The sequence below is a fragment of the Mesobacillus boroniphilus JCM 21738 genome (assembly GCF_000517385.1).
Classification (GTDB): Bacteria; Bacillota; Bacilli; order Bacillales; family Cytobacillaceae; genus Mesobacillus; species Mesobacillus boroniphilus.
Genome location: NZ_BAUW01000055.1, coordinates 1 through 26522 on the forward strand (window position 1 = coordinate 1; position 26522 = coordinate 26522).

A 26522-nucleotide genomic window follows, 5' to 3' on the forward strand; every position below is an offset into this window, starting at 1 on the left:
CACCGGACGGCCCTCCAACGCTTGTCGGGGCTGACCAAGCGCTTGCGCTTTTCTTATAGGTTGTTAGAGACAGTTGTCATTTGAGTAAATTCTAACGTCCTGCTTAAAATATCCGCTAGTTATTATATTTAAACTGATCCTCAATCTTCCCATCTTCATCATGAATGTAAGCCATCGTTCCAGCTTCTTCAGCCATTCGTTTTGCTTCACATACAGCTTCGGATCTTGAGTCGGTCGTAAGCGCAAAGAGGATATGTTATGCAAAAGAACAAGAAACCCGTATAGTCCAAGCTATTGAATAATAGGATTTACAGTGAAGGAGTGTAGCCCGGAAGCAGGAGGGTTATTAAACTATGTATTGAGAATCCGATGGTGGAGGTTTTGCCATGGCAGTAGTGAAGCATACGGAGCTGATGTCGACCTGTTGGCCCGATTGTTGAGAGCAGAGGCTGAGGGTGAAGGGCAGCAGGGAATGCTGATGGTGGGAAATGTAGGGATCAACCGGATACGTGCGAACTGTTCTGATTTTAAGGGGTTAAGGACCGTTCCGCAGATGATTTATCAGGAACACGCTTTTGAAGCAACACAAAAGGGTTATTTTTATCAGCGGGCAAGAGAGTCTGAGAAAAGGCTCGCAAGGCGTGCGCTTAAAGGGGAGAGGCTCTGGCCTTCAAAGTTTAGCCTGTGGTATTTCCGTCCGCCAGGAGATTGTCCCCCAACATGGTACAATCAGCCTCATGTAGGCCGGTTCAAGCTTCACTGCTTTTATGAACCAACAGGTGAAGAGTGTGCTAATATTTATAATACCTTCTGAACAACAGGACTGCCTGATTCCTATACGGCAGTCTTTTTTGTTTTCATATTGACACAGGGAGTAATTAGGATTAAAGTTAAAAAAGTTAATAGTTAAACTGTTGAACAGTTAAATAATCGAATAAGATTGGCGGGGTGAATATATAAGCATGTGTGATAAATCGATCAAGGATTTAGTTGACCATTATATCCATGTTTCATTTTCGGTAAACAAGATTGCCGAGGGGCTGATCAAGGGTGAAATAGGTTCTGACCTGACGAATGACCAGCACTATACACTGCGGTATATCAACAAGGTTCGCACTTGTACTTCCTCTGAGCTGGCAGAAGTTTTCGATGTCAAAAAAAGTGCAATCACAGCGATTATTACCCGGCTGTGGGAAAAAGGGCTGATTCTAAGGACACGGGATGAAAATGACAGACGCCTCGTGTACCTTTCTTTGACCGAAAAGGGAGATGAATTGTTCCTGAAGACGGAGGAACGGATCCAGGCATTGGTAGGATCGTTTATAGAAAAGTTTGATCAAGATGAAATCGTCCAGTTTTTGAAGACTTACGAGAAACTGAATGAAATTTTAACAGATAGAAAGAGCAAGGTGGAATAAACGTGAACTTTATCATTAAACAAAAATGGTTTGTTATCATCGCATGGATTTTGGTTGCTGCAGGTCTGTTCATGGCTGCGCCGAATATGGCTGAACTTGTCAGGGAAAAAGCAGATCACTGTGCCTGATGAGTACTCGTCAACATTGGCTGGTAAAATCATGGATGACGTAAGGAAACAAGAAGGCGGAGGGGATGATACCCAGGTCGCACTTGTTTTCCATAGTGAAAAGAAATTGACACAGGAAGAAATCAAGGAAGCGGAGAGAGCAATCTCCGAACTTGAAAAAAATAGCGAGGAAATCGGGATCACCGATATCCTGACACATTTTAATGAAGAGAGTTTGAAGGATCAGCTTGTCTCTGATGATGGGAAATCGATCCTGACTTCGGTTACGGTAAACTGGAATGACCGTGAACCGAGCGAGGTCAGCAAGCTGCTTTATGAAACAATCGAAAACGTTAAGGTGGATCATTATTACACAAGTCAATGGCTCATCAATGAGGATTTGATGAGCAGCTCTGAAGAAGGGCTGAAGAAGACAGAAGGAATTACGGTGGTCTTTATCCTTGTTGTGTTATTGCTTGTGTTCAGGTCAGTTGTTGCACCTGTAATTCCGTTATTGACGGTAGGGATGTCATACCTTGTTTCACAATCCATCGTAGCGATGCTTGTTGATCAATTCGATTTCCCGCTTTCGAACTATACACAGATTTTCCTCGTGGCCGTTCTGTTCGGGATCGGGACCGATTATTGTATTTTGCTGCTAAGCCGTTTTAAGGAAGAGATGACACATCATGAAAGCGTACCGTCGGCGATTGTCGCAACATACAAGAACGCTGGACGTACTGTATTTTTCAGCGGTGTAGCTGTTATGATCGGCTTCGCGGCGATAGGATTCTCACAGTTCATTCTGTATCAATCTGCTGCTGCGGTTGCGATTGGTGTCGCGATGCTTTTGCTTGGATTATTCACTATTGTCCCATTTTTTATGGCCGTATTAGGACAAAAGATATTCTGGCCTTCTAAACAAAGCGCCGAACATGGTGAAAGCAAGTTATGGGGAACGGTCGGCAGCTTTTCACTGGCCCGCCCATTCCTCAGCCTCCTGATTGTAGCGGCGGTATGCGTACCGTTCCTGTTTGCCTATGACGGGGAGCTAAGCTATAACTCATTGGATGAGATCAGCGGCGATGTGAACTCAATCAATGCATTCAATGCCATTGCCGACAGCTTTGGACCTGGTGAATCAATGCCGACACAGGTCATCTTGAAAAATGACGAGAGAATGGATTCGGCTGAATACATCGAGCTGGCAGAAAATATCAGCTCCGAATTGGAAAAGGTTGACCTCGTTGATACAGTGCGTTCGGTCACAAGACCAACCGGTGAACCGATCGAAGACTTCTTTGTCTCGAAGCAGGCAGAAACCTTGGTTCCGGCCTTGGGGAAGGAAAAGAAGGTCTGGATAAAATCAGTGAAGGCCTTCAGGGAGCTGAATCTAAGCTGTCAAAATCAGCTCCAGAATTGGAAGGCGCAGCAGATGGCATCAACCAGTTAATCAATGGCACGACCGAAATCAAGTCAGGCCTTGGTGAAATCCAGACCAACCTCGCAAAAATTGAAAACGGCATCCGTCAGGGATCTGCGGGCTCTGACCAGATTCAGGCCGGGTTGGCCGAAGCTAAGGCGGGAGCCGAGGCATTGCTGGCTGGATACCAACAGCTTCAGGGTAAATATGTCGAGATGCAGACAGGTCTGGCACAGCTTGAGGCTGGCTATAAGGAAGCTGGCGCTGGTGTTGCTCAGCTATCTGATGGAATCTCTGAAAAAAATGGCCAACTATTTGGCTATTTGGAAAATAGGGATGCTACCTTACAGGCAGATGAAAACTACCAGCAATTAAAATATGCACTGGGTATTTACCAGGAAAAATTAGCTGGAGCATCTGATGGTATAAATGAATTAAACCGAAATCTCGCGCTTATTTCTGGCGGCATGGCCCAGGCAAACGAAGCCTTCGCCGGAGCCCTTGTACAGCAAGCTAATTTCGGACCTGGACTTCAGCAGCTCATCGACGGAATCGAGCAGCAACAGGCGGGATTGAATCAGCTTGCTGACGGACAGGGACAAATTGTCGACAATTTCCCTAAGTTAACGAATGGTTTGACTGGAATAAACGCCGGACAGCAGCAACTGCTTGCAGGGTTTGGCGGTCTTGGAGGTCAGTTGAGCCAGCTCACAGACGGTCTCAGTCAGAGTACCGATGGCTTGAACCAGGTAGCTGAAGGTCTTGGATCTGCGCAGGAATACTTGGATGGGCTGGCTCAATCGGATTCCAACGGATTTTATTTGCCGGCTGATGTTCTTGAGAGCGAGGATTTCACCCAGGTATTTGATGTGTATATGTCAAACGACCGTAAAGTCATGACGTTGGATGTCATATTTGAAGCGAATCCTTATTCAAATGAAGCAATGGCACAGGTGGCTGAGATCGAGGCAGCAGTCGAGCGTGCAACGAAAGGTACGAAGCTTGAGAACGCAGATGTGGCAATTGGCGGCATCACAAGCACGAACGCAGACCTTGATACGATGTCCGGCCAGGATTACTCCCGTACGGTCATCTTGATGCTGCTGGGAATTGGAATCATCCTCGTGTTCCTGTTCCGTTCGATCATCATGCCAATCTACATTATCGGCTCGTTGATTTTAACTTATTATACGGCAATGGCTGTCAACGAGGTCATCTATGTTGATATCCTTGGATACTCTGGCATTAGCTGGGCAGTACCGTTCTTTGCCTTTGTCATCCTTGTTGCCCTAGGTGTAGACTACAGCATCTTCTTGATGGACCGTTTCAACGAATATAAGAATCTATCAATCTCTGAAGCGATGCTGCTGTCGATGAAAAAGATGGGAACAGTCATTATTTCTGCAGCCATCATCCTCGGCGGTACATTCGCGGCGATGATGCCATCAGGAATGATGTCACTGCTGCAAATCGCATCGATTCTCCTGGTAGGATTGTTCTTATACGCCTTCATCATGCTGCCGCTGTTCATCCGGTACTGGTGAAGAACTTCGGGGAAGCAAACTGGTGGCCGTTTAAACGAGCGTAGGCAAAGCTGATTTCGAAGTAATACTGTATTAAAAAAAGCACATACAATAGAGGCAGACCACATTGTGGCTGCCTTTTTCTACTGTTAGCAGCCCTCCACTCCGCATCGATAATCTGACAGGTGAAAATTTTTATTGCCTATAACCTCCAGAAACCATAAGATGGAAATATCAAGCTTAAAGGGGATAGAATATTGCGTATATATAATTTGTTTTTTTCAGATGAAGAGGTGAAATTAATACTAGAATAGGAGAAAAAATAATGACAACAAATATTTTTCGCGGACAAACGCTAAAGCTTACAGCTAAAAGGGAAGGAGATACAGAAATCATCGCTTCCTGGGATGAAGATCCGGAGTACCTGAGAAATGTTGATACAGATATTGCGATACCGCGCCCGGTTGAACATTTTGAAGGTGAGGGTGATCCTGGTTCGAACAGCTTTTATTTCCGCTTAAGGACTATTGAAGATGACAGGCTGATTGGATTTATCGTCATCCACAGCATCGAATGGAATAACAGGGCAGGGATGCTTGCAATGGGCATCGGCAGCGCCAATGATCGAGGTAAAGGATACGGGTCCGAAGCATTGCAGCTAATCCTTCGTTATGCCTTCCACGAACTGAACCTGAGCCGCGTCGGGCTGGACGTCATCGAATATAATGAACGGGGGATTCGTGCTTATCAAAAAGCCGGATTTCAAATCGAGGGCAGGATCAGACAAGCAGTCCATCGTGATGGCAAGATTTACGATCGGATCAATATGGGAATCCTGCGGTCAGAGTGGGAAGAAATCTTTTTATAAGGCTCTTTTCTCAAACTTTGTTGCTATTTGACTACAAAATAGAATTTAATGACCTATTTTTCTTCGTAAAGTTGACACTTTTGTGAGAAAAGAGCATGCAAACTTAATACCGACCTGCAAAATGGCCGTATATTGACGTTAAAATCGGCTTTAGGATTTTAACAACACTCTTTACGAAAACAGCCTTTTATAAAAAAATGGACCGGGCATATTCCATGCCTGGTCCATTTCATTCCTTTTACTCTGATGCTGTCTTTAACTCTTTAGACGATATCAGCCTGTCAAAAACCCATCCGGCAAGTGCGCCAACTAGCGCAGGCAGAAGCCAGCCCAATCCCTCCGCATAAAGCGGCAGTGATTTTAAAAGTGATGCCAGAGCTTCTGATTCAACTCCGAATGTCTTCAAACCGTCAACTACGCTAACAAGTGTGGTTGCAAACACCGCCCCGACATAGACTCCACGTGCTCCCTTGAAGAAACGGTCCAGGAAGGATAGGATGACAAGTACGATTGTGATCGGATAAAGAACGATCAACACGGGTACCGAAATCGAAATGATCTGGTTAAGGCCAAGATTCGCGATCGATAAACTGACCAATGTCACAATGAGTGTGTAGGTCTTATAAGGTACCTTTGGCATCATCTTGGCGAAAAATTGGCTTGTCGCTGCTACAAGGCCAACTGCCGTTGTGAAGCAGGCAAGCGTTACAATCAAGCCGAGCAGCAGCATGCCAGGTGCCCCGAACATCAGCTTTGCCGATTCTGTTAAAATCGTACCGCCATTTTCGTATTCGCCAACCGAGGCCATTTTAGCTCCCAGAAGGCCGACAGTTACATATACAAAAGCGAGTCCAATGCCAGCGATAATGCCAGCTTTCAATGTTTCCCTTACAACCTGCTTGCGTTCCAGCTCTTTTTTCTGCTGGATAGCGCCGACAACTATGATTCCGAATGCCAATGCAGCGATTGTATCCATTGTCAGGTACCCTTCAAGGAAACCCGTAGCGAATGGCATTGCCGCATATTTTTCAGATACTTCTCCAAGAGATCCGTCCAGCTTGAAAAAGCTCCCAAGCACCAGCAAGACGATCGCAGCAAGCAAAACAGGCGTCAGGATGCTGCCAATCCGCTCAACCATTTTTGAAGGGTTTAACGTAACCCAGTAAACGAGTGCGAAAAAGACTAACGTAAACAGTAAGAGTGCCAGGGAATTTGCTCCGGATTCCCCAAGGAACGGCTTAACGGACATTTCAAAAGCGACATTGGCGCTTCTTGGTATACCGAAGAAAGGCCCGATTGACAAATAAACAGCAGTGCTGAAAAGGACTGCGAATAAAGGATGAACCTTTGACCCGATTTCTTTTAATCCATCCTTAGCCATTGAAATGACAACAACCGTCAATAATGGCAGTCCAACTCCCGTTACAACAAAACCAAGCATCGCTGGCCAAAAATTTTCTCCAGCTTCCTGCCCCAGGAACGGGGGGAAAATTAGATTCCCTGCCCCAAAGAATAATGCAAATAACATCAGACCGATTGTGAGTGTTTCTTTACCCCTTAAGCTTCCCATCCTTTTTCTCCTCCTAAAATAATTTTGGCACTGAGAGTATAGGAAATTTGGAACGGAATGTTATAAAATGAAAAACAAAAAAACTCGCCCTGAAAATAGGGACGAGTTGCGCTCGCGTTACCACCCTGATTCCGCACAAACATGCGGCTCTCATCAACGTACCATCATACGTGTTCCATTTAACGGCGGACAAGCCGGCAAAAGCTTACTGCAACTAGGTTTCAGCTTTGCATCTCAGAGATGATGTTCCTCTATAATCTGAACACCGGGTTGCAGCAAATCACCGGCTCTCTGGGGATCAGGTTCCATAAAGGACGTGTTCTCGTCATCAATTTTTATTATTGTAAAATATATTTACAAGAACTATATTAATATTCAGATAATAATATGTCAATACTATTTGGATGGTAAATTAAAGATAATAAATATCTTGTCCAGTTATAGCCATTCATATATTAAAATTAATATATAAAGTCGGAAAATCAGATGGAGAAATAACATGAATCTTAAAAAACTTGACGCCTTTATTATGGTTGTCGAAAAGAATAGTTTTTCCGAAGCAGCGTCCGCGCTCAAAAGCTCACAGCCTTCTGTCAGCCTGAAAATCAAAAGCCTTGAAGATGAGCTCGGATTCGAACTGCTTGACAGGGGAGCGGCAGGAATCAGGCCGACGCCAGCAGGAATGCTTGTTTATACAGCGGCAAAGGATATTTCCAACCGGTGGAGGATGCTTGAGGGCGAACTTGGTGAATTCCTGGGAACCCTGACAGGCACACTGACAATTGGTGCGAGTACCATTCCTGGAACTTACTTGCTTCCTGGCTGGGTTAAAAAGTTCCGCAGCCTTTTTCCAAAGGTGGATGTCAAAATCGAAATTGGAGATTCGAAAAAGACTCTTGATAAACTGCAGAACCACCAAATCGATGCTGCAATAATTGGGATGAAGGTCGAATCCCGATTGTTAAAAAGCAACTCGGTTGCCGTTGATTCGCTAGTTTTGGTCACGCCAGAAGATCACCCATTAGTCCATGCGTCATCAGCAGATTTTTCGCAAATTCAACAATATGATTTCGTCCTTCGTGAAGAAGGATCGGGCACACGCAAAATGATGGAGCGTTACTTAGCCGAAAAAGGACTGTCGCTTGAAGATTTGAAAGTTGCTGTATCGATTGGAAGTACCGAATCCGTCATCGCTGCGGTTGAAGCAGGGCTGGGCATCAGTTTTATTTCCGGGCTGGCGGCTATGCCTGCAGAAAGAGCTGGGCGCATTAAAATCATCGATACTTTCGAACCATACGAGCGGGAATTTTATCTCGTGACCAACATAGATGCTAAAAATCTGCCGATCATCAGACAGTTTTCAGAAATCGTCGATTAAGAGTGAAGGGTCCGGACTGAAAGAGATAATGACATTTTTCATTTTTCAATTTATTATTATGTTAAGCAGAAAGGGGCTGTTGGGATGCAGGTTAGGGTTTTTGCGAACCTCCGGGAGATTTGCGGAGGTGTGACCGTCGAAGTGAAGCCTGATGGGAACCGGGTAATGGATGTGCTTGATAAAATGTGCGAAATGTTCCCGGCTTTGCACGAAGAAATTTATACAGAAGAAAAGACGCTCAAGCCATTTGTACATGTCTATATCAATGGCCGTAACATCGTACATGATCAAGAACTTGAAACGCATGTAAAAGAAAGCGACCAGTTTGCGCTGTTTCCTCCGGTTGCCGGTGGCTGATATGGTTGATAGAATACTAGAATTCCGCGGAATCAACAGGGACCATCTTGGCATGTATTTTGAAGAACTGGGCGGCAGGCTCGTAACCGCTACCTTTCCGTTTGTGTATGAAACAGACAGCTGGAGAGCGGAAATTTTAAGCGAGGAAGAGCTTGCTTTTACAAAAACATTCATCGTCAATGCCGTACATATTAGATTTGCGGCGGAAAGCCTGGATGAGCTCGAGCAGCTGATTAAAAATTACCGTTATAAAACAACCCGGGTAGGCGGGTAGCGAAGGTTTCGGCATATGATTGCCGGAACCTTTTATTTTTTCTATGAAACGATTATTTTCATGCTTAAATTACGAATAATGATGCTAAATATCGTTTAACACACAGATAGAAAGGGATATTTAAACCTAAATGAAGCTCGCTTTAGAAGATTTCGACCACATTTTGAATTTTATTGGCGAATTTCAAGATAATTCGACCACATTTCGAATTTATTTGGCGGATTTTAAAATAATTCGACCACATATTCATTTAATTCGACCAAGTTGCTCCATCCGCTTTATTCAAGTCTATCAAACTAAAAAAAACCAGGCAAAATCGCCTGGTTTTCTTCAAAGCTATTAAACTTCTTCTGTAGCTGGAGCTGTTTCTTCGCCAATGATGCCTAGTTCGCGAAGTTTTTCTTCTGTAACAACGCCATCTTTCCATCCACGGATATTATAATAGTCATCAAGCATGATATCCATGCGGGAAACAAGTCCTTCGCTGTTGCCTGAAGCAGCTTCTTCAGTGAAGCGCTTTGGCAGGAAGTCGTCCTCACGCTTGTTGAAGCCGGCTAGGTTGTTGTAGTAACGCTCAAGGTTGTAGATTCTTTCTCCTGCAAGCATGACATCATCAGCTGTCATCGGGATGCCTGTCATGGTGCTGTATTGTTCAGCATAATGCTCGGCATTTTCAGAGAAAGAAGAGAACTTACATATATTCATAGAGTCAGAGAATGAAAGCAGGTTCTGGAATACATTCAGAAGCTCAGCTTTGCCTTCTGCTACTGTACGGTCGGTTGGTTCAGGAATGCCGGCGATTTCAGATGCGATCGTGTAGCCGCGAAGGTGGCAGGCACCACGGTTACTTGTCGCATAGCCAAGGCCGATACCCTGGATACCGCGTGGATCGTAAGCCGGGATGGACTGGCCTTTAACTGACATAGACAGTTCAGGAACGCCCCATGCAGCAGTCGCGCGTGCAGGACCTTCAGCAAGGATGCCGCCGAAGCCTTCACGGAATGCGATTTTGCGAGCGATTTCGATCATGCCGTCAGCGTCGCCCCAATCAAGCTTCTGGTCAACGATGCCTTTTTCATAGGCTTCCATTGTCACAGAGATTGCGTGCCCAAGCTCGATTGTATCCATGCCGTATTCGTTGCAGATGTCGATTAAGTATGCGATTGCTTCAGAGTCGCTCAATCCGCTGTTCGCACCAAGTGCCCATGCAGATTCGAACTCAAAGCTTTCAACGCGAGTCTTATATTTCCCTTCCTTAACTTCAACTTCAATCTTACAGCCAACCGGGCAAGCGTGGCATGTGTTGTTGGCAACAAGCAGATGCTCGTTTACCCACTCGCCGGAGTGCTTTTCAGCTTCATCCCAGTGTGTCAATTGAGAGTTGCGTGTTGGAAGCGCTCCCACTTCATTGATCAAGTTAGTAAGGACGTTTGTTCCATATACGGATAAGCCGCCCTTGTTAGGAGCTGTCAGGCCGCCTTCAAGAATCGCTTTAACCGCTTTCTTGTTCGCCTGGTTGTAATCATCTTTTTGTGCCGGCTCAGGCATATTGCCTTTTTGAGCAGCTTTGATGACGATTGCCTTCAATTTCTTGTAGCCTGCAACCGCACCAGTACCGCCGCGTCCTGCAGCACGGTCATGCTCGTTCATGAAACCGGCAAAACGTACGCCGTTTTCGCCAGCCTGGCCGATTGTCATGACGCTTAGATTTTCTTCGCCATGTGCATCCTTCAAAGACTGTACAGTCGCGCGCGTGCTCAATCCCCACAATTGAGAAGCGTCGCGGATCTCTGCCTGGCCATCTTCAATGTAAAGGTAAACCGGCTTGTCGCTCTTACCTTTGAAGATCACGTTATCAATGCCAGCCCACTTCAAACGAGCTGCTGTCCATCCACCCATGTGTGAGTCAGTAACCGTACCAGTCAATGGCGACTTTGTCACAACTGCAAGACGCCCGCTCATCGAAGAACGTGAACCCGTTACAGGTCCTGTCATGATGCACAGGATGTTTTCTTCAGATAGCGGCTCTACTTCAGGTCCGTTGTCAAGAACATACTTAACCCCAAGACCGCGGCCGCCGATATACTTTTTGACATCGTCTTCATTGATGCCTCGGTAATCGACAGTGCCATTTGTCAAGTCAACTACTACTTCCTTGTTTTTAAATCCCCCGAAATTCATCTTAACTAATCCACCTCTTTCATTTAGTATGGATAAATATAATACAAGAGGCCTATTTTCCTCTTAATCTTAAGTATAGTGAAAATTCAACCTAAAAAAAGATTTATTTAAAGATATAATCTAATTAGAAGTGAGGGGATATGAATGAAAGAGATGGAGCGTTATTCTCGCCAGATATTATTCCAGCCAATTGGAAGTGGAGGGCAGGAGAAGCTATTGAAAAGTTCTGCCGTCATCGTCGGCATGGGCGCGCTGGGTACTGTAATCTCGAATCATCTAGTCAGGTCAGGTGTCGGACATGTCCGCATCATCGACCGTGACCTGGTGGAGCTTTCGAACCTCCAGCGCCAGACTCTCTATGATGAGGATGATGCGTGCGAAAACCTGCCGAAGGTCATTGCCGCTGAAAAAAAACTGGAAAAGATCAATTCTGAGGTAAAAGTAGAGCCGATCATCGCTGATTTGACGCTCGATAACGCAGAGGACCTGCTTGCAGGCTTTGATGTAATTGTTGATGGAACTGATAATTTCATGGCCCGTTATCTCATAAATGATGTTGCCGTCAAACATGGCATTCCGTGGGTTTATGGCGGCGCTGTCAGTTCACGTGGGATGTTTGCCGCCATCAAACCGGGGGAGACCCCTTGCTATAGATGTTTGTTCCCATCCGTTCCTGCTGGACTGGGAGAGACATGCGACAGCATCGGTGTGCTTTCACCGATCACGGATATCATTGGATCCTTCGAAGCAGTCGAGGCAATCAAGCTCCTCGTAGGGGCAGAGTCGAATCCGAATCTTGAACAGATGGATATCTGGTACAACTCGTTTTTGCAAATGGACATCAGCCAGGGACGCAATTCGGAATGTCCGGCATGTGTCCACCACAATTACGAATTTCTGGACCGTTCATCAGAACAGCAGATCAATTATGCATCCTTGTGCGGCCGCAACACAATCCAAATCAATCCTCGTCAGAAAACGAAGCAGGACCTGGAGAAACTCGCTGCCCGCCTGAAAAATAATGGCGAGGTCAAAGGCAATCCATTTTTGCTGCGCTTCATGCCGGATGAAGAAATCACGATGGTCATTTTCCAGGATGGGCGAGTGCTTGTACATGGCACGAATGATACGGTAAAAGCAAAATCCTATTATGCGAGATACCTGGGTTCTTGATGATACGGTAAAAGCTAAATTCTATTATGCGAGATACATCGGTTCATAATGTATGATACGGTAAAAGCAAGATTCTGATATGGAGAAATCTAGGTTCATAACTTTTTTAAAAGGGGAGATTGAATTGGCAGGCTACATAGATGAGTTGAAGAAAGTCATAAGTGAGGAACTTGTAACTGTGAATGAAACTATACTGGAGCTTCACGGCCGGGATGAATCCTATCACGAACCACGCCTGCCGGATGTTGTTGTATTCCCGCGGAATAAAGAGGACGTCAGCAAGGTGCTGAAATTTGCGAACGAGCGCAAAATTCCTGTCGTGCCGTTCGGCTTAGGAACGAGTCTGGAAGGCCATGTCATCCCGGTGAATGGCGGGATATCTCTCGACCTTTCCCAGATGAAATTGATCGCCGAAGTGAAGGAAAGTGACTTTCTCGTAAAAGTCCAGCCTGGCGTAACAAGGTCCGTTCTGAATAAAGAGCTGAAGAAGTATGGCTTGTTTTTCACCGTAGATCCAGGTGCAGATGCGACGCTTGGCGGGATGGCGGCAACGAATGCGAGCGGCACGACCTCTGTCCGCTACGGCATCATGCGCGACCAGGTCAGGGACCTTGAGGTTGTGCTCGCGAACGGAGATATCATCCATACCGGCAGCCTTGCCGCGAAATCTTCATCAGGCATCCACCTGAACGGCATGTTTGTCGGTTCGGAAGGAACGCTTGGTGTCATCACTGAACTAACGCTGAAAGTATATGGCATCCCAGAGGCGATTACGGCTGCAAGAGCAGTATTTCCTTCTGTGAAAAATGCAGTCGGCGCTGTTGTCGGCATTTTAGCCGGCGGCATTCCCGTAGCAAGGATAGAATTTGTCGATGCTGAATCCGTTAAAAGAGTGAATGAATATATGGAAACGGATTACGAAGAAAGCACGACACTGTTCATGGAATTCCACGGCAACGAAGCAGGACTGGCCCAGGATGTTGAGTTTGCGACTGAGATTTTGAAGGATCATGGATGCGCGAACTTCCAATTCGAGGCTGACTCAAAAGCACGCAACCAGCTTTGGGAAGCAAGGCATAATCTTCTTTACGCCTATAAGCACACAGCCGGCAAAAAAAGCATCATGCTGACAGATGTCAGTGTCCCGGTTTCTGAATTGACCGGCGCGATCCTTCACACCCGTGAATTGATCGATGCTTCTTCGATAGAAGGCTCAATCGTCGGCCATGTCGGAGACGGTAATTACCACGTGTTACTGCTGATGGATAAGGAAAATCCTGAAGAGATTAAAGAAGGCGAACGGATCAATGAAGAAATTGTCCACTACGCACTGAAGCGCGGCGGTACCTGCACCGGAGAACACGGAGTAGGGCTTGGAAAAGCGAAATACCAGCGACTTGAGCACGGCGCTGCCTATGAAGTCATGAAATCCATCAAGAAAACACTTGATCCGAACGGAATTTTGAATCCTGGGAAGATTTTTATAGATTAAGATAAATAAAGCTGCGATCGGCAGCTTTATTTGGTGTTAAGAATGGTTTTGGGCTGTAATCACTATAAAAATCGGAGCTATAACTACAATGAAGAGATTAATCACCACGTTTTTAGAGCTAATCACTACGTTTTAGATGGAAATCACTACGATTTCTATCCTAATCACTACGTTTTAAATGAAAATCACTACTTTTTCCAATTTAATGGTAAAACGTTCACCTTCAAAGTGGATAAAACTCAACGGTTATTGATTGATAATGCTCTGCTTCACAATTTCCTAAACAAAAATCCGAACCAGCAAATACCCAAACACCGAAAGCAGCACAGATCCAGCAAGGCCTGCTGATAATGCTTTTCCTCCCATTTGCCTGAATGCTGTAAAGTCGACATTCAATCCGAGTCCTGCCATTGCCATGCCGATGAGCAAGTAGGCAAAACTGACGATGGCAGACGCAGCTCCCTCGCTGATAACTCCTGTCGTATTGAACGCACTCACCGCAAGGAATCCAAGGATGAACCATGGAATCGGTAGGGTAGACAGCGTCATTTTTTGATCGGCGTCACTGGTTTCCTTCCGCTGGATAAAGAACCCTATTAAAATAGCTACCGGAACAAGCAGCGCTACTCTAGTCAGTTTTACGATAATGGCGAGGTCGAGGGCAGCCTGTCCAGCCGGGTCGGCTGCAGCGACGACATGGGCGATTTCATGCAGGGTACCTCCTGCAAAAACACCATATTCGAGTGCTTTCAAGTCAAGATACGAGAAGATCAAGGTATAAAGAATCGTGAAAATCGTTCCGAGCACAGCCACATTGGCTGCACCTACAGCGGTTTCTTTATCATTGGCCTTGATGACTGGCGCGATGGCGACGACTGCGGCTGCTCCGCAAATCGCTGTTCCGCAGGCAGTAAGGATGCCTAGCCTTTTCTCGACCTTGAAAAGCCGGCTCAATCCATAGACGACGACCAGGGCAAACGCAAGATTCGCGAATGCGATTAAAAATACCGTCGATCCGGCATTGTAAATATCATACAGATTCAGCCTGAATCCAAGCAATATGATTCCGAGGCGGAGCAGCTTTTTGCTGGAATAAGAAGCACCCTCCAACAGGCCGCTGTTCACTCCGACAGACGCCCGCCATATCATTCCCAGCATGATGCAATGACAAGCTGGCCCATGATTGAAAAGAATGGCAGGCCGGCAATCAACCGGGCCGCGAGCGCAAGTGCCAGAGTTAATAAAATCCCCTTGATGACGGGCATGGTAAAACGAGGCAGTAAATCTTTGATGTTCATTTATTACACGTCCTTAAAATCTTTCTAACTACCACTTTACTCAATAAAAGAAAAATAGCAAAACCCATATGTGTATCTTTCCTGAATTGTCAATATTCACAAAACGGCTATATGTAAGCTGAGCAGGGGTATTGGATGGTGCTTATAATGTAGGTATCTAAATATCCTCCCTAAGCAGGTGAGCAAAATGGAGAAGAGCATGTCGGAGGGAAGGTTTCTTACATATATTGTAGCTGCGGTCATGCTTTTGATGGTGATCCATCTCTATCATGCCGACCTTTCGTCCTATTTGAGCCCTGAAAATTATATTGCCATCCATACGATTTTAGAATTTTTCAGCATTGCCGTTTCTTTTTCGATATTCTCATACGGCTGGAAAGCGTTCGGCTTCTCGCGGTCCAGGAAAATCCTGATGCTGAGCTTTTTATTTTTCATAGTCGGGATGATCGATTTATTGCACACACTCACATTCCAGGGAATGCCGTTTTTTATCACTGAAAGCTCCATCGCGAAGGCGACATGGTTCTGGGTCACTGCCCGCAGCATTGAGTCAATATTGATCGTGCTGGTACTCGTCCTGCCCGAACGGAAGCTGCTGCTGGATCCAAGACGCATCTATCTGGCAGTTTGCACTGCAGTGGTCGGAGTCATTATGTTCGTGATTTTCAGGTATGAACAGAGCCTTCCGCTGCTCGTCATTGAAGGCAAAGGGACAACCATGTTAAAAAACCTAATAGAATACGGTGTCAGTTTCCTGCACTTCATCTCAATTGTCATTTCGCTTTACTTTTACAATGAAGGCAAGAAGGGCCAGCATCTGTATGTAGCACTGGCATTCACGTTTCTGTTTTTATCGGAACTCGTTTTCACGATTTACCAGAGCGTTTATGATATCGACAATTTCACCGGTCATCTATACAAGGCGCTTGGTTACTTTTTTATCATGAGGGGGTTCTACTTCTCGACGATTGCGGACGACAGCTTCCTGAAGGATCCTCATGAAAAAATGTGGCGGAAGAGTGAGGAGATGATCCAGAGTCATTATGGAATCATTTTCAAGCTGTCAAAGCAGGGTGATGACTTCATCCACGACATTGTTGGAGGCGGGCTGCTGAATGATTTAGGCTTCACCCCGAATGAAATCAATGGAAAGACACTCGATGAATTCCTGCCCGATAAGGCGGGGAGAATTGAAAGGTACTATGAATGTGTCTGGAAAAATAATGAGAAGATTGTCTTTGAAATTGATATTGGCGGACAAACGTATGCGATATCGCTCATGCCTGTTATGACCAATGGCGAGGTAGTGGAGATAGCCGGAGCCGTTATGGGAATCGTCAAGTATTCACGGCTGGAGCGCTGTTCCAGAAGTACGAAGGCCAATGCTTTGTAAACGTAATTGAACCTGCAGAAATGCAGGTTTTTTGTTTCGCCATTGCCTCCAATTGCCGAAAGGAATTTTATAAAAAACGGCGAATAAGCTATAAGTATCAGCTGTCCGATTACGAGGGTGACATACTCAGGAAGGGAGCGCCGGGACTTCTGAAGTCAAAATGTTAAAAATAGTCTTTTTTCAGGATATTATTTAGGGAATCGAAGTGTTAAACTGGGTGTATGTTTACAAATTTCTACAATGTTCCTGAAAATGTAAGCATTTACAATTATAACGGAAGAGGTGTTGAAGGTGCTAGGATTTTTACAAAGAATCGGGAAGGCTTTGATGCTTCCAATCGCTGTTTTACCTGCAGCTGCGTTATTGCTGCGTCTCGGGCAGCCGGACTTATTGGATATTGCTTTTATTTCTGCGGCAGGTGACGCGATTTTTGCCAATCTTGCACTATTATTCGCTATCGGTGTTGCCGTTGGTATTTCGAAGGATGGGCACGGTGCAGCCGGTCTAGCTGGTGCGATTGGATATTTTGTTTTGACAAAGGGTGCGGGTGCTGTCAATGAAAGCATCAATATGGCGGTGCTTGGCGGGATTTTATCCGGGGTAATCGCCGGTTTGCTTTACAATCGTTTTCACGATATTAAGCTGCCAGACTGGCTCGGTTTCTTCGGTGGCAAACGTTTTGTTCCAATCATTACTTCATTGGTGATGATTATTTTAGCAGGTATCTTCGGCTATGTTTGGCCGCCAATTCAGACAGGCATTAACAATGTCGGTGAATGGATTGTCGGTGCAGGTGCAGTTGGAGTAGGCGTATTCGGTTTCCTGAACCGTTTATTGATTCCAATGGGCCTTCACCATGTTTTGAACACTCTTGTCTGGTTTGAATTTGGTGAATTCACGAATGCAGCAGGGGATATTGTAAAAGGCGACCTGAATCGTTTCTTCGCAGGTGACCCTAAAGCCGGTATCTTCATGAACGGTTTCTTCCCAGTCATGATGTTCGGTCTTCCAGCTGCAGCATTCGCGATGATTGCCGCAGCGAAAAAGGAACGCAAGAAGGCTACTGCAGGAGCGCTTATCGGTTTGGCCTTCACATCATTCCTGACAGGGATCACCGAGCCAATCGAATTCTTGTTCATGTTCCTGTCTCCAGTACTTTACGGAATTCACGCTGTATTGACTGGATTGTCCATGTCGATTACCTACATGCTCGACATCCACCATGGTTTCGGGTTCTCAGCTGGTGCAATCGACTTTGTCCTGAACTACGGAATCGCGCAAAAGCCATTGCTGCTGCTCGGTGTCGGGCTCGTGTACGCAGTACTGTATTTCGTGATTTTCTACTTCCTGATCATCAAGCTTGACCTCAAGACGCCAGGACGGGAAGACGAAGTTGAGGGCGAGTTCACGGAAAGCGGCGCGTCAAAAGGCAATTACGCAGAGCTTGCAGACCATTACCTTGCAGCATTAGGCGGCAAAAGCAATCTTAAGGAACTGGACAACTGCGTAACCCGCCTTCGTTTAAAAGTAGAGGATATGGCAAAAGTAAATGAAGCGGAACTTAAGCGCTTGGCGCAAAAGGTGTGTTGAAGCTTAATAAAACAGACCTTCAAGTCATTGTAGGAACCGATGTAGAATTTTTGTCCAATGAAATGAAGAGGAAATAGAAAAGCGGAGGCGACTGCCCAACTCCGACAAGCGTTGGAGGTCCTGCCAGTGAAGTCGCTCTTTGACTTCATTGGCAGGACCGAAATCGAAAAGTATAGCCGACTGCCCAGAAACACAGAAACTGGAGACTCCGACAAAGAAGCGCTTTTTGCTTCTGCCGGCGGAGTTGAAGTTTCGGAGTTTCTAGGAGGCGACACTAGACAAACGTCTCGAGGAGTTAGGAGCCGTAGCTAGACACTAATCTAAGTGTAAAAATTTATACTAAATAAGAAAGACAGACTTGGCGGTGTTACACCGCCAGGTCTTTTTTACAGGCTATCTAAATGGAGAAATTGGACCTGTACATAAATGGAGGGATATTCAATGAAACGTTTACTGGACTGCACTGCATCTGATTTTGACCAAATGACGGGACAGGATTTGAAAAAGGCGATCATCGCTTCGGAGGGGCGGACGATTTTATCTGAGGTCATCGGGGCATTCTCGCCGCTTTATCCGGCTGTGACAAATGCGGAACTGGCAGCGGCATTCGGCGCCGACCTTATCCTGCTGAACTTTTTCGATGTGAGGAATCCTTTTATCGAGAGCTTGCCGGAAGCGGGGCCGGCTGAAGTGGTCCGCCAATTAAAGAAGCTGGTTGGCCGTCCTGTTGGCCTGAACCTTGAGCCGGTCGATTTCCAGGCGGACAAGCTTGAGGCACTGCAGCAGCTGCCTGAAGGAAGGATGGCCACCGATGCTTCGCTTAAAAGAGCGAAGGAGCTTGGCTTTGATTTCGTCTGCTTGACAGGCAACCCAAAAACTGGCGTGACGAATGCCGAGATTACGAAAGTAATTGAAAAAGCACGGGCAGCGTTCGGTCCAGAAGGATTGATCATTGCGGGGAAAATGCATGGCGCAGGGGTGGCAGGCGAGACGGGAAGCTCAATGATGACGGAAGAAACCTTGCATAGGTTTGTAGAGGCGGGGGCGGACATCATCCTGATTCCGTCGCCAGGCACAGTACCAGGTTTCACGGTTGAAAAAACTTCGAAGCTTGTGGAGCTCGTTCACCAAAAAGGAGCGCTCGCCATCCTGACGACCGGTACAAGCCAGGAAGGGGCGGATGAACAAACAATCAAACAGATCGCCCTGAACAGCAAGATGGCCGGTGCGGATCTTTACCATATCGGTGATGCAGGGGCAGCAGGCATCGCTTCTCCGGAAAACATAATGGCGTATTCGATTGTCGTACGTGGCAAACGTCATACTTATGTCCGGATGGCAGCCTCTGTGCAGAGATAATTCCTGAATTTTCAAGTTGGTATCAGCTATAATTTGGGTAAAAGTAAAGTCTAACGCTGATACTAACAGCAGGAGGGATACAACATGGAAAAGGACAAGTTTGTCAATATCGATCCAAAAGCAAAGCCTGTCAATCCAAGTTCTGAAGAAGAGCAAATGGAAACAGCAGAAGCGAACATGAAAATCCAGGACGCTTTTTACGATGAAAATGAAAGCAACGGAGTAGACCCAGCAAACCTTAATAACCAGACAGCCATTCTGACTGATATGGACTAAAAGCCGGCAATTGTATGCCGGCTTTTTCACGAACGTTTATAGCTTCCACTTAGGCAAAAACTCTTTTTAAGCTTCCGCCTATGCAAAAGCTCTTTAATGATGACGGTCTGTCTTGTCACTCTGGTCTTTGTTGTGTTTGTTTCCCTTGCTGTTGTCACCGCTCGTCAATTCACCGGAAAACTCGGCCATCTGGTTACCAAGCTTAGGGGAGTTTTGATTTTTGCTGCCTTTATTGAACTTTTTCGTCATTGAAAGCCCTCCTTATAGTGAGTACTATGCTAGTTTTCCCGATAAAAGGGTGGCAATATGTAAAAACATTTTAACCAGAAGTTAATCTTGAAAAATAAAAGGACAGCTTGCATTCAGCTGCCCTTAAAAAACTTATTTTTCAATGGACCGGTCAATATCTTCTTCGCTCACTAACTCAACCTCCGCGAGGCCTTTCAACTCCTGGATCAGCCCGTTCGCTTCCTCATACAGCGTGCCATCTGTAAAAACCTCAGAGTAGTAGAGAGAGTTATCCAGCACAGCTTTTACATGGAGCCTCGTGCCGGATTCAGTATCTTCGTCACCCAGAGTGACAGCGGAGCGTGAGGTTTCGTGCTGATTGATCAGGACTTTATTGCCATTGCGTTCTTTCTTCACAGCTTCAACAATTTCCACTAACGAATTAACTCGTTTCAATGACATCACCCCTCTAGTTATGTATTCCATGTTTCAGGCATTTAAAACCACTCAAAGAATTATTTCGAACGTAGCTCCTTTGCCCAGCTCGCTGCGAACCGTAATTTTCCCACCATGCGCTTCTACAAGTTCCTTTACGATCGCAAGTCCGAGGCCCGAACCCCCCAAAGCTTTCGACCGTGACTTGTCTACCCGGTAAAAACGGTCAAAAACCCACGCCTGGTCTTCTTCAGGAATACCTTTTCCTTCGTCCATGACGGTGATATGGATATGCCCATTCTTTTTAAAAACCTGCATTGTCGCTGCAGTTCCTTCTTCTGAATACTTTCTGGCATTATCCAGCAAATTAATGATAATTTGTTCAAAGCGGACTGGGTCAGCTTCGATATAGACTTCCCCGTGACAGACAAGATTAAGCGCCATTTTTTTTTCGGTAAAAGATGGTGCCATCCTTGAGTGAATTCCCCGCATGAATGCACAGAGTTCCAAAGGTTCTTTTTGGATGGTAAAAGTGTTCTCATCCAATTTAGCGAGGTCAAATAACCCTTTTACCAGACCGGAAAGCTTGGTTGCCTCTTCGTGGATGATTTGCAGGTATTGGTTTCTGTCATCAGAGGTTATTCCCGACTTACCCGCGATGTCCGCATATCCTTTTATATATGTGAGCGGTGTGCGCAATTCATGTGAAATGCTCGCAAGGAACTCATTCCGCTGCCGCTTCATGTGGCTTAGGTCATCAGCAAGCACCTGAATCGATTCTGCCAGCTCGCCCAATTCATCGTTTCCGCGGCGGGGCAGTGTGACAGAATAATCTCCCTGGCGGATTTTTGAAGTCGCTTCATTCATCTTAATGACGGGCTTAGTAATGAATCTGGACAGGAAGAGCGTAATCACGGCCATTGAGGTCAGCAGCAGGATTCCGGCAAGCCAGAAATGCTTGTTGAGCTTGGCAATCAGGCTCTGGACCCTCTGGGTGTTTTTGAACATATAAACAGCACCGTCGTTCTCCAGAGGGCTTACCGACGCAATATATTGCTTGTCCTGCCAGTCGTCTTCTAAAATCAACCCCGTCCTCCGAACATCTTCAGGTGTTTCAGATATAATGTCCTGCATCGAGTCATCGGCCGGTACGGAAGAAGAAACGATTGCTCCTGTTTGATCAGTGATAACAACATGGGTGTCCGTTCTCGATTCCATTGTCGTGATATGGTGGATTGTTTCCTGAGAATAGGAATTTTCCAGAATATCACGATGATTATTGCCGCGCGTTTGCAGGGAAACCAGCTCCTCGTCGATCCTTGAATGGATGATAGAAGAGTGAAGATAGTAGAATAACACACCTTCGGCCAGCAATATCGTTATGAAAAAAACTGCCCCGATTTTAAAAGAAATCCGATCCATTTATGCCACTCCCATGATCAATCTTACCTACATCATACTAAAAAAGTATCCAGAAACAGAGCAGAAAAGCGAAGAAGCAGTGCTCCTTCGCCTTATGACTTCATAAATATTTCGGCCATCTTGGTTGGGCTTTTTTACAGTAAGTCATTCACCTTATAAATCTTCCCGTTTTCGAGATTTTCAGCCAGTACTAATTTTACAAGCGCTCCAGCAACAGTATCGGGACTGCGAAGACTGCCGCTTTCTTTGTAATTCCTGAATGTATTAACATCAGCGAAAGATTCCTCCGAGGAAGAACGGATAGTCACCTGCATGTCGGTATCCATGATTCCCGGGCTGAAGGCGATGACCTTGCTGCTGCTTCCGTTGCTCTCAAGCTCAAGGCCGGCGGTCATTGTGAACATGTTGACAGCGGCTTTTGTGCTGCAATAAATGCTCCAGCCCTGGATTGGCCGCTCAGCAGCACCGGAGGTTACATTCGTGATGATGACTCTGGTGCCGGTTTCTTTTGCTTTTTGTAAAAATAAATTGCTGATCAGGATTGGTGCCGTCAGATTGACCTGGACATTCGTCTGGACCAAAGACGCATCAAGCTCCCCGGCCACTTCAATCGGTTCGATGACTCCGGCATTGTTGATGACATAGACAGTTTCCGCATTTTTAAAAATATCACTTGCAATTGCAGTTAAAACACTTTGGAACTGGACATCAGAGCTGAGGTCGCAGCTGTGATGGGTATAGCCGGCTCCGGCTTTTTCCGCAGCCTGCTTCAAACTGCTGTTTTCTTTTCGGGAAACGGAAATCACATGGATTCCCTCTGCCAGCATGTGTTGTGCCGCAGATGCCCCAAGTCCCCGTGATGCACCTGTAATTATTGCGTATTTCATTTTAAACACTCCTTTTAAGTAAGGTTCTTTCAAAAGTAAAGTCAGCTTGCTTTTTGGCCACACTGACAAAAAAATTAATTGAGAAGGCTCTGCCAATCATTGATGAACCCGGAGGTGGAAGCATTGGGAGATGCCAACACTTCCGCAGTAGGGCCAGTTTGGCTAAGCTCCCCATCCATCAGGATTGCCAGCGTATCTGCGAGGAACTTCAATTCCATAAGATCGTGGCTGACAAAAACAGTCGTCGTGTTTGTCTGCTGGATGATGGTTTTGATATCCTTCAATAACTGGACTTTGGCGGGAAAGTCAAGGGCTGAGAATGGCTCATCCAGAAAGAGCACCTCAGGCTCAAGCACCATTGCCCTTGCCAGATTAACTCGTTGTGCTTCACCGCCCGAAAGGTGTGCCGCATGTTTTTTCGCAAGAGAGCTGATTTGGAATTTTTCCAGCCAATAGGCGACCTTTTGTTTCACTTCCTGTCTTGGGAGCTTCCGAAGCTTTAAGCCGACCGCGACATTTTGGAAGACCGTTGTATCGAGGAGGAGCGGTTGTTGCATCGCGACAGCGAATTTTCTGCGCATATCCAGCGACAAGTCGTTCGTAATGTCCTTGCCTTTTAGAAAAATTGTACCTTGGGATGGCTTTTCCAGGAGAGCCAGCGCCTTGATGAACGTGCTTTTTCCCGCGCCGTTTGGTCCCATGATCCCGAGCACTTCCCCCTTCTGGAGTTCAAAATGGGGAATTGATAGGAGCACTTTTTTACCTGCTTTCACTTCTAGATTTTCGACAGTAATCATAGGCTCCGCTTCCTTTGCTGTAAGTAAGTTAAGCTGAATGTAATGATGAATGCCAGAGTCATCAGGATGAACGAAAGTGCAATGGCGATGTCAAAGTTGCCCTTCGAAACCTCCATAACGATCGAGGTCGTCAAAATTCGGGTTTCGCCGCTGATATTGCCGCCGACCATCATTGCAGCACCGACTTCGGCAATGACACGGCCGAACCCGGCAATAATCGCCGCAAGAATCGCGAGCTTGACCTCTTTCATCAAAATCCAGTAAAGCTGCATTTTCGTCGCTCCAAGCGCCTTCACCTGCAAAATCAACTTCGGATTGATCTGCTGGAATGCTGTGCTTGTCAGCGCTGTAACAATCGGCAGCGACACTAATATCTGAGCCATGATGATCGCTGTCGGCGTGTAAAGCCAGGCAAGATCTCCAATCGGGCCAGACCGCCACAGGAAAAGAGTGATCCAAAGGCCGGCGACGACAGGAGGGAGGCCCATGCCGATATTGACGAGGGCAAGAATGAACTTCCTGCCTGGAAAGCGGCCAAGACCAAGAAGCATGCCGGCCGGGATGCCCATCAATGTGCTGATCAAGACAGCAGTGATCGACACCTTGAGAGTGAGCAGGGTGATCTCAAGAATCTCCGGGTCACCCGAGAGAATCATTTCTATCGCTTTTTTTAATCCTTCTAGTAAAAGATCCATTCGCAATCAGGCTTTCTTTTTAAAATTTGACCCTATTCAAATAAGAAGAATAGAGGTTCACCATACTCGTTCACGCCAAATTCCTTAATCATCTTCTTTGTGTCTTCCGCAATCATGAATTCCACAAATGCTTTTGCGCCTTCTTCGTTCACTTTTTCATGCTTTTCGTTGTTGACCTGCATGACGTGGTAAATGTTCAGCAGGCTTTCGTCACCTTCTACTAAAATTTCAGTTTCTGGCATGTTTTTCTTTTGCGCAAGGAAAGTAGCACGATCTGTCAAAGTATAGCCTAGTTTCTCTGCAGCAATCTGAAGCGTCGCACCCATGCCTTGTCCGGATTCCATATATGCTTCACCGAGACTTTTCTGATCGATTGTAGATTTTTTCCATAGCTCAAGTTCTTTTTTATGGGTTCCGGAATCATCACCACGTGATAAAAAAGCTGCTTTTGCATCGGTGATTTTTTTCAGGGCCTCTGGCACGGACAAACCATTTACTCCTGCAGGATCCTCAGAAGGGCCAACAAGAATGAAGTCATTGTACATGACCTTCTGGCGGTTGATCGCATCACCGCTTTTTACTAATTCCTCTTCCGCGGCAGGTGCGTGAACGAGAAGGACATCCGCTTCGCCGCGCGTTCCCATTTCAAGTGCCTGGCCTGTACCTACCGCTATGATTTTAAGATTATAATTATGCTTCTCCTCAAATTCAGGACGAAGAAGATCCAGCAATCCACTGTCTTGGGTGCTCGTTGTCGTCGCGAGAATCAGGTCTGTTTTTTCTTTTTTTGCCGAAGTTTTCTTTGCAGGTGAATCCGTACAACCAGTAACAATAGCAAGCATGAGTACAATCATAAAAGATAGCAATGGTTTGAGTTTCATGTTCTATGCCTCCGATAAGTGGTTTCCATATATGATTTTTCCGAAATTCTCAGCATCATAGCCATCGAAGTCAGCGATGCTTTCTTTAAAATTGGTGAGCTGAATCAGGTCGATCAAGTGCTGTAGTGCCCCTTTATTTTCAGGAGTCCAGCGGAACACGATGTCAAACTGTTCTTTCGTCAGCGGGATGAAATCCAACCCGAGCTGGCTCGCCGCACATCTGATTCCGAAAGCAACATCTGCTTTTCCTCTGCTGATATGTGCCGCAGCACCCAGGTGAGTCCATTCCTCATTTGCATAGCCTTTTACGGCTGCTGGCTCAAGTTTTTCACTGGCAAGAAAGGAATCGAGCAGGAAGCGGGTCCCGGCTCCTTTTTGCCGATTGATGATTGTGACATCACTTCTTGCCAGGTCTTTCACTCCGCTGATGTTCTTTGGGTTTCCTTTTGCCACGATCAAGCCCTGTTCCCTGGAGCAAGTCTCAACACCGTTATTGGCTCATGGACAAACAGTTGGCGGATGAAGGGAAGATTGTACTGCTGTGATGCCGGATCAAGCAAATGTACTGCGGCAATGTCGCGCTGCCACGGTAAAGCATCATCAACCTTCAAGACTGCCGATGTAGGAGGGAGTGATCGATAATCCTGTTCCCTCTGAAGCTATGTACTTAACAAGCTGCTCAACAAGGAAATCATGGCTGCCTGCCAGCTGCAAGGTATGCAGATCCTTTGATTCCTTGGCTCTTACTGGATTTGCGGACATACTGACTTTATATCTTTCAAACTCACTTTCTTCTATACGCATTTTATTGCCCACTTTAAAAGCAGACAGGTCACCACGTTTAATCAATTCATAGACGGTATGCTTAGAAATTTTCAGCATGGCCGCGATTTCATCAGGAGTATAAATCTGCAAATGAATTCCCTCCTTTTCTTAATAAACTAAATATAATAAAATATTTGATAGAAAGGTATAGTTTTCGTTGTGTTTTGTTTGGTTTTATTGTGAGATTATCAAAAAAATGTTCACAATTTAGGTAGGGATTTACCAATACTGTGTTGGTGATTTCCAAATATAACCTTCACACAATACTCCGGGCAGTATTGTGTATTTCTTATAGATACCATGGTAAACTAAGCATTAGACAGAATTGATGTAGAAAGGAACAGGGAGAATGCAGATTTCAGATAAAGCGCGCGACATTTTGAAAGAAATCCTCGCTGAGCGCAACGCAGCAGGTATCCGCGTCTACTTTGGCGGCTTTGGCTGAGGAGGCCCGCAGATTGGCCTGGCTCTGGAGGAGCCGGAAGAAGATGATCATGTAACAGTAATCAATGAAATCCAAGTCGCAATCGAATCCAATATCGTCGACTATACAGAAGGTATGGCTCTTGAATATGACGAGTATCGTGAAGGTCTAGTCCTGATGGGCGGAGACGGCGGCTGCTGATAAATGTAAAAATGCACACCATTTTTAGGATGGTGTGCATTTTTTCG

At 45.9% G+C, this 26522-nt stretch carries 23 protein-coding genes, 4 pseudogenes and 1 other annotated feature; of the genes and pseudogenes, 14 read left to right on the plus strand and 13 right to left on the minus strand.

Translation table 11 applies throughout. From position 1 onward, the window contains the following. Nucleotides 1-115: 115 nt before the first annotated feature. The gene (locus JCM21738_RS26785) at nucleotides 116-253 is read right to left on the minus strand and encodes a DUF2188 domain-containing protein (RefSeq protein ID WP_148296129.1); all 138 of its coding nucleotides are present in this window, start codon (nucleotides 251-253) and stop codon (nucleotides 116-118) included. 111 nt (nucleotides 254-364) lie between these two features. On the opposite strand from JCM21738_RS26785, the gene JCM21738_RS14445 reads away from it, so the two are divergent. The 4 genes and pseudogenes from JCM21738_RS14445 to JCM21738_RS14460 all read left to right on the plus strand — a co-directional run bounded on the left by JCM21738_RS14445 (nucleotide 365) and on the right by JCM21738_RS14460 (nucleotide 5339). Then, on the plus strand, nucleotides 365-814 hold the full coding sequence (locus JCM21738_RS14445; RefSeq protein WP_035209571.1) for a cell wall hydrolase: 450 nt from the start codon (nucleotides 365-367) through the stop codon (nucleotides 812-814). Nucleotides 815-962: 148 nt separating this feature from the next. Continuing rightward, nucleotides 963-1418 carry a MarR family winged helix-turn-helix transcriptional regulator gene (locus JCM21738_RS14450; RefSeq protein WP_023626507.1) on the plus strand — a complete coding sequence of 152 codons (456 nt, stop codon included), beginning with the start codon at nucleotides 963-965 and terminating at the stop codon, nucleotides 1416-1418. A gap of 2 nt (nucleotides 1419-1420) precedes the next feature. Next, nucleotides 1421-4536 (plus strand): annotated as a pseudogene (locus JCM21738_RS14455) (MMPL family transporter). Between the two features lie 260 nt (nucleotides 4537-4796). Further along, the gene (locus JCM21738_RS14460; RefSeq protein ID WP_023626509.1) at nucleotides 4797-5339 is read left to right on the plus strand and encodes a GNAT family N-acetyltransferase; all 543 of its coding nucleotides are present in this window, start codon (nucleotides 4797-4799) and stop codon (nucleotides 5337-5339) included. 238 nt (nucleotides 5340-5577) lie between these two features. On the opposite strand, the gene brnQ is transcribed toward JCM21738_RS14460, so the two are convergent. Continuing rightward, a complete protein-coding gene (gene brnQ, locus JCM21738_RS14465) occupies nucleotides 5578-6909 on the minus strand; it encodes a branched-chain amino acid transport system II carrier protein (RefSeq protein ID WP_023626510.1) in 1332 nt (443 codons plus the stop codon). Between the two features lie 94 nt (nucleotides 6910-7003). Then, nucleotides 7004-7247 (minus strand) — a binding site (T-box leader). A gap of 161 nt (nucleotides 7248-7408) precedes the next feature. Between brnQ and JCM21738_RS14470 the strand changes: the two genes are divergently transcribed. The 3 genes from JCM21738_RS14470 to JCM21738_RS14480 all read left to right on the plus strand — a co-directional run bounded on the left by JCM21738_RS14470 (nucleotide 7409) and on the right by JCM21738_RS14480 (nucleotide 8918). After that, a complete protein-coding gene (locus tag JCM21738_RS14470) occupies nucleotides 7409-8287 on the plus strand; it encodes a selenium metabolism-associated LysR family transcriptional regulator (protein ID WP_023626511.1) in 879 nt (292 codons plus the stop codon). Nucleotides 8288-8371: 84 nt separating this feature from the next. Further along, on the plus strand, nucleotides 8372-8644 hold the full coding sequence (locus tag JCM21738_RS14475) for a ubiquitin-like small modifier protein 1 (protein WP_023626512.1): 273 nt from the start codon (nucleotides 8372-8374) through the stop codon (nucleotides 8642-8644). Between the two features lies 1 nt (nucleotide 8645). Next, nucleotides 8646-8918, plus strand: a complete 273-nt coding sequence (locus JCM21738_RS14480; RefSeq protein ID WP_023626513.1) for a MoaD-like domain-containing protein — start codon at nucleotides 8646-8648, stop codon at nucleotides 8916-8918. Between the two features lie 339 nt (nucleotides 8919-9257). On the opposite strand, the gene JCM21738_RS14485 is transcribed toward JCM21738_RS14480, so the two are convergent. Next, nucleotides 9258-11099 (minus strand): aldehyde ferredoxin oxidoreductase family protein, encoded by a 1842-nt coding sequence (locus tag JCM21738_RS14485; protein ID WP_023626514.1) that lies wholly within the window; start codon nucleotides 11097-11099, stop codon nucleotides 9258-9260. 144 nt (nucleotides 11100-11243) lie between these two features. On the opposite strand from JCM21738_RS14485, the gene JCM21738_RS14490 reads away from it, so the two are divergent. Further along, the gene (locus JCM21738_RS14490; RefSeq protein WP_023626515.1) at nucleotides 11244-12272 is read left to right on the plus strand and encodes a ThiF family adenylyltransferase; all 1029 of its coding nucleotides are present in this window, start codon (nucleotides 11244-11246) and stop codon (nucleotides 12270-12272) included. 79 nt (nucleotides 12273-12351) lie between these two features. After that, nucleotides 12352-13764 (plus strand): FAD-binding oxidoreductase, encoded by a 1413-nt coding sequence (locus JCM21738_RS14495; RefSeq protein WP_051391365.1) that lies wholly within the window; start codon nucleotides 12352-12354, stop codon nucleotides 13762-13764. A 279-nt stretch (nucleotides 13765-14043) separates the two neighbouring features. Here the strand turns inward: JCM21738_RS14495 and JCM21738_RS14500 are convergent. Next, nucleotides 14044-15062: pseudogene (locus tag JCM21738_RS14500) on the minus strand (YeiH family protein). A 187-nt stretch (nucleotides 15063-15249) separates the two neighbouring features. Between JCM21738_RS14500 and JCM21738_RS14505 the strand changes: the two are divergent. The 5 genes and pseudogenes from JCM21738_RS14505 to JCM21738_RS14525 all read left to right on the plus strand — a co-directional run bounded on the left by JCM21738_RS14505 (nucleotide 15250) and on the right by JCM21738_RS14525 (nucleotide 19680). Then, nucleotides 15250-16455: a membrane-associated sensor domain-containing protein gene (locus tag JCM21738_RS14505; protein ID WP_023626518.1), complete on the plus strand. Its 1206-nt coding sequence runs from the start codon at nucleotides 15250-15252 to the stop codon at nucleotides 16453-16455. 291 nt (nucleotides 16456-16746) lie between these two features. Continuing rightward, a pseudogene (nagE, locus tag JCM21738_RS14510) lies at nucleotides 16747-18122 on the plus strand (N-acetylglucosamine-specific PTS transporter subunit IIBC). 49 nt (nucleotides 18123-18171) lie between these two features. Beyond that, a complete protein-coding gene (locus tag JCM21738_RS14515; protein ID WP_023626520.1) occupies nucleotides 18172-18357 on the plus strand; it encodes a hypothetical protein in 186 nt (61 codons plus the stop codon). A 129-nt stretch (nucleotides 18358-18486) separates the two neighbouring features. Next, entirely contained in the window at nucleotides 18487-19404 is a 918-nt protein-coding gene (locus JCM21738_RS14520; RefSeq protein WP_023626521.1) for a DUF7916 family protein, read from the plus strand. A gap of 84 nt (nucleotides 19405-19488) precedes the next feature. Then, a complete protein-coding gene (locus tag JCM21738_RS14525) occupies nucleotides 19489-19680 on the plus strand; it encodes a hypothetical protein (RefSeq protein WP_023626522.1) in 192 nt (63 codons plus the stop codon). A gap of 93 nt (nucleotides 19681-19773) precedes the next feature. Here the strand turns inward: JCM21738_RS14525 and JCM21738_RS24795 are convergent, their stop codons facing one another. From JCM21738_RS24795 to JCM21738_RS25985, 9 genes and pseudogenes are all read right to left on the minus strand, one after another. After that, the gene (locus JCM21738_RS24795; RefSeq protein ID WP_023626523.1) at nucleotides 19774-19929 is read right to left on the minus strand and encodes a hypothetical protein; all 156 of its coding nucleotides are present in this window, start codon (nucleotides 19927-19929) and stop codon (nucleotides 19774-19776) included. 132 nt (nucleotides 19930-20061) lie between these two features. After that, entirely contained in the window at nucleotides 20062-20364 is a 303-nt protein-coding gene (locus tag JCM21738_RS14530; RefSeq protein ID WP_023626524.1) for a hypothetical protein, read from the minus strand. A gap of 51 nt (nucleotides 20365-20415) precedes the next feature. After that, entirely contained in the window at nucleotides 20416-21765 is a 1350-nt protein-coding gene (locus tag JCM21738_RS14535) for a sensor histidine kinase (RefSeq protein ID WP_023626525.1), read from the minus strand. A 134-nt stretch (nucleotides 21766-21899) separates the two neighbouring features. Further along, entirely contained in the window at nucleotides 21900-22652 is a 753-nt protein-coding gene (locus JCM21738_RS14540; protein ID WP_023626526.1) for a (S)-benzoin forming benzil reductase, read from the minus strand. 74 nt (nucleotides 22653-22726) lie between these two features. Beyond that, complete coding sequence (locus JCM21738_RS14545) at nucleotides 22727-23449, minus strand: ABC transporter ATP-binding protein (RefSeq protein ID WP_023626527.1); 723 nt, start codon at nucleotides 23447-23449, stop codon at nucleotides 22727-22729. Then, a complete protein-coding gene (locus JCM21738_RS14550; RefSeq protein ID WP_023626528.1) occupies nucleotides 23446-24144 on the minus strand; it encodes an ABC transporter permease in 699 nt (232 codons plus the stop codon). The genes JCM21738_RS14545 and JCM21738_RS14550 overlap by 4 nt, the downstream gene beginning before the upstream one ends. 32 nt (nucleotides 24145-24176) lie before the next feature. Continuing rightward, nucleotides 24177-25025: an ABC transporter substrate-binding protein gene (locus JCM21738_RS14555; protein ID WP_023626529.1), complete on the minus strand. Its 849-nt coding sequence runs from the start codon at nucleotides 25023-25025 to the stop codon at nucleotides 24177-24179. Nucleotides 25026-25028: 3 nt separating this feature from the next. After that, nucleotides 25029-25636, minus strand: a pseudogene (locus JCM21738_RS25980) (substrate-binding domain-containing protein). Further along, nucleotides 25626-25940, minus strand: coding sequence for a helix-turn-helix transcriptional regulator (locus JCM21738_RS25985; RefSeq protein WP_243463035.1), 315 nt, complete (start codon nucleotides 25938-25940; stop codon nucleotides 25626-25628). The pseudogene JCM21738_RS25980 and the gene JCM21738_RS25985 overlap by 11 nt, the downstream one beginning before the upstream one ends. Nucleotides 25941-26522 lie beyond the last annotated feature (582 nt).

Excerpts from the sequence above, each read along its gene's own strand:
- JCM21738_RS14485 (WP_023626514.1), bottom strand. The coding sequence starts at position 11,099 with ATGAATTTCGGGGGATTTAAAAACAAGGAAGTAGTAGTTGACTTGACA.
- JCM21738_RS14545 (WP_023626527.1), bottom strand. The coding sequence starts at position 23,449 with ATGATTACTGTCGAAAATCTAGAAGTGAAAGCAGGTAAAAAAGTGCTC.
- JCM21738_RS14535 (WP_023626525.1), bottom strand. The coding sequence starts at position 21,765 with ATGGATCGGATTTCTTTTAAAATCGGGGCAGTTTTTTTCATAACGATA.
- JCM21738_RS14525 (WP_023626522.1), top strand. The coding sequence starts at position 19,489 with ATGGAAAAGGACAAGTTTGTCAATATCGATCCAAAAGCAAAGCCTGTC.
- JCM21738_RS14540 (WP_023626526.1), bottom strand. The coding sequence starts at position 22,652 with ATGAAATACGCAATAATTACAGGTGCATCACGGGGACTTGGGGCATCT.
- JCM21738_RS14520 (WP_023626521.1), top strand. The coding sequence starts at position 18,487 with ATGAAACGTTTACTGGACTGCACTGCATCTGATTTTGACCAAATGACG.
- JCM21738_RS14495 (WP_051391365.1), top strand. The coding sequence starts at position 12,352 with ATGGAGAAATCTAGGTTCATAACTTTTTTAAAAGGGGAGATTGAATTG.
- JCM21738_RS14555 (WP_023626529.1), bottom strand. The coding sequence starts at position 25,025 with ATGAAACTCAAACCATTGCTATCTTTTATGATTGTACTCATGCTTGCT.
- JCM21738_RS14490 (WP_023626515.1), top strand. The coding sequence starts at position 11,244 with ATGAAAGAGATGGAGCGTTATTCTCGCCAGATATTATTCCAGCCAATT.
- JCM21738_RS24795 (WP_023626523.1), bottom strand. The coding sequence starts at position 19,929 with ATGACGAAAAAGTTCAATAAAGGCAGCAAAAATCAAAACTCCCCTAAG.
- JCM21738_RS14450 (WP_023626507.1), top strand. The coding sequence starts at position 963 with ATGTGTGATAAATCGATCAAGGATTTAGTTGACCATTATATCCATGTT.
- JCM21738_RS14460 (WP_023626509.1), top strand. The coding sequence starts at position 4,797 with ATGACAACAAATATTTTTCGCGGACAAACGCTAAAGCTTACAGCTAAA.
- JCM21738_RS14470 (WP_023626511.1), top strand. The coding sequence starts at position 7,409 with ATGAATCTTAAAAAACTTGACGCCTTTATTATGGTTGTCGAAAAGAAT.
- JCM21738_RS14480 (WP_023626513.1), top strand. The coding sequence starts at position 8,646 with ATGGTTGATAGAATACTAGAATTCCGCGGAATCAACAGGGACCATCTT.
- brnQ (WP_023626510.1), bottom strand. The coding sequence starts at position 6,909 with ATGGGAAGCTTAAGGGGTAAAGAAACACTCACAATCGGTCTGATGTTA.
- JCM21738_RS14505 (WP_023626518.1), top strand. The coding sequence starts at position 15,250 with ATGGAGAAGAGCATGTCGGAGGGAAGGTTTCTTACATATATTGTAGCT.
- JCM21738_RS14550 (WP_023626528.1), bottom strand. The coding sequence starts at position 24,144 with ATGGATCTTTTACTAGAAGGATTAAAAAAAGCGATAGAAATGATTCTC.
- JCM21738_RS14475 (WP_023626512.1), top strand. The coding sequence starts at position 8,372 with ATGCAGGTTAGGGTTTTTGCGAACCTCCGGGAGATTTGCGGAGGTGTG.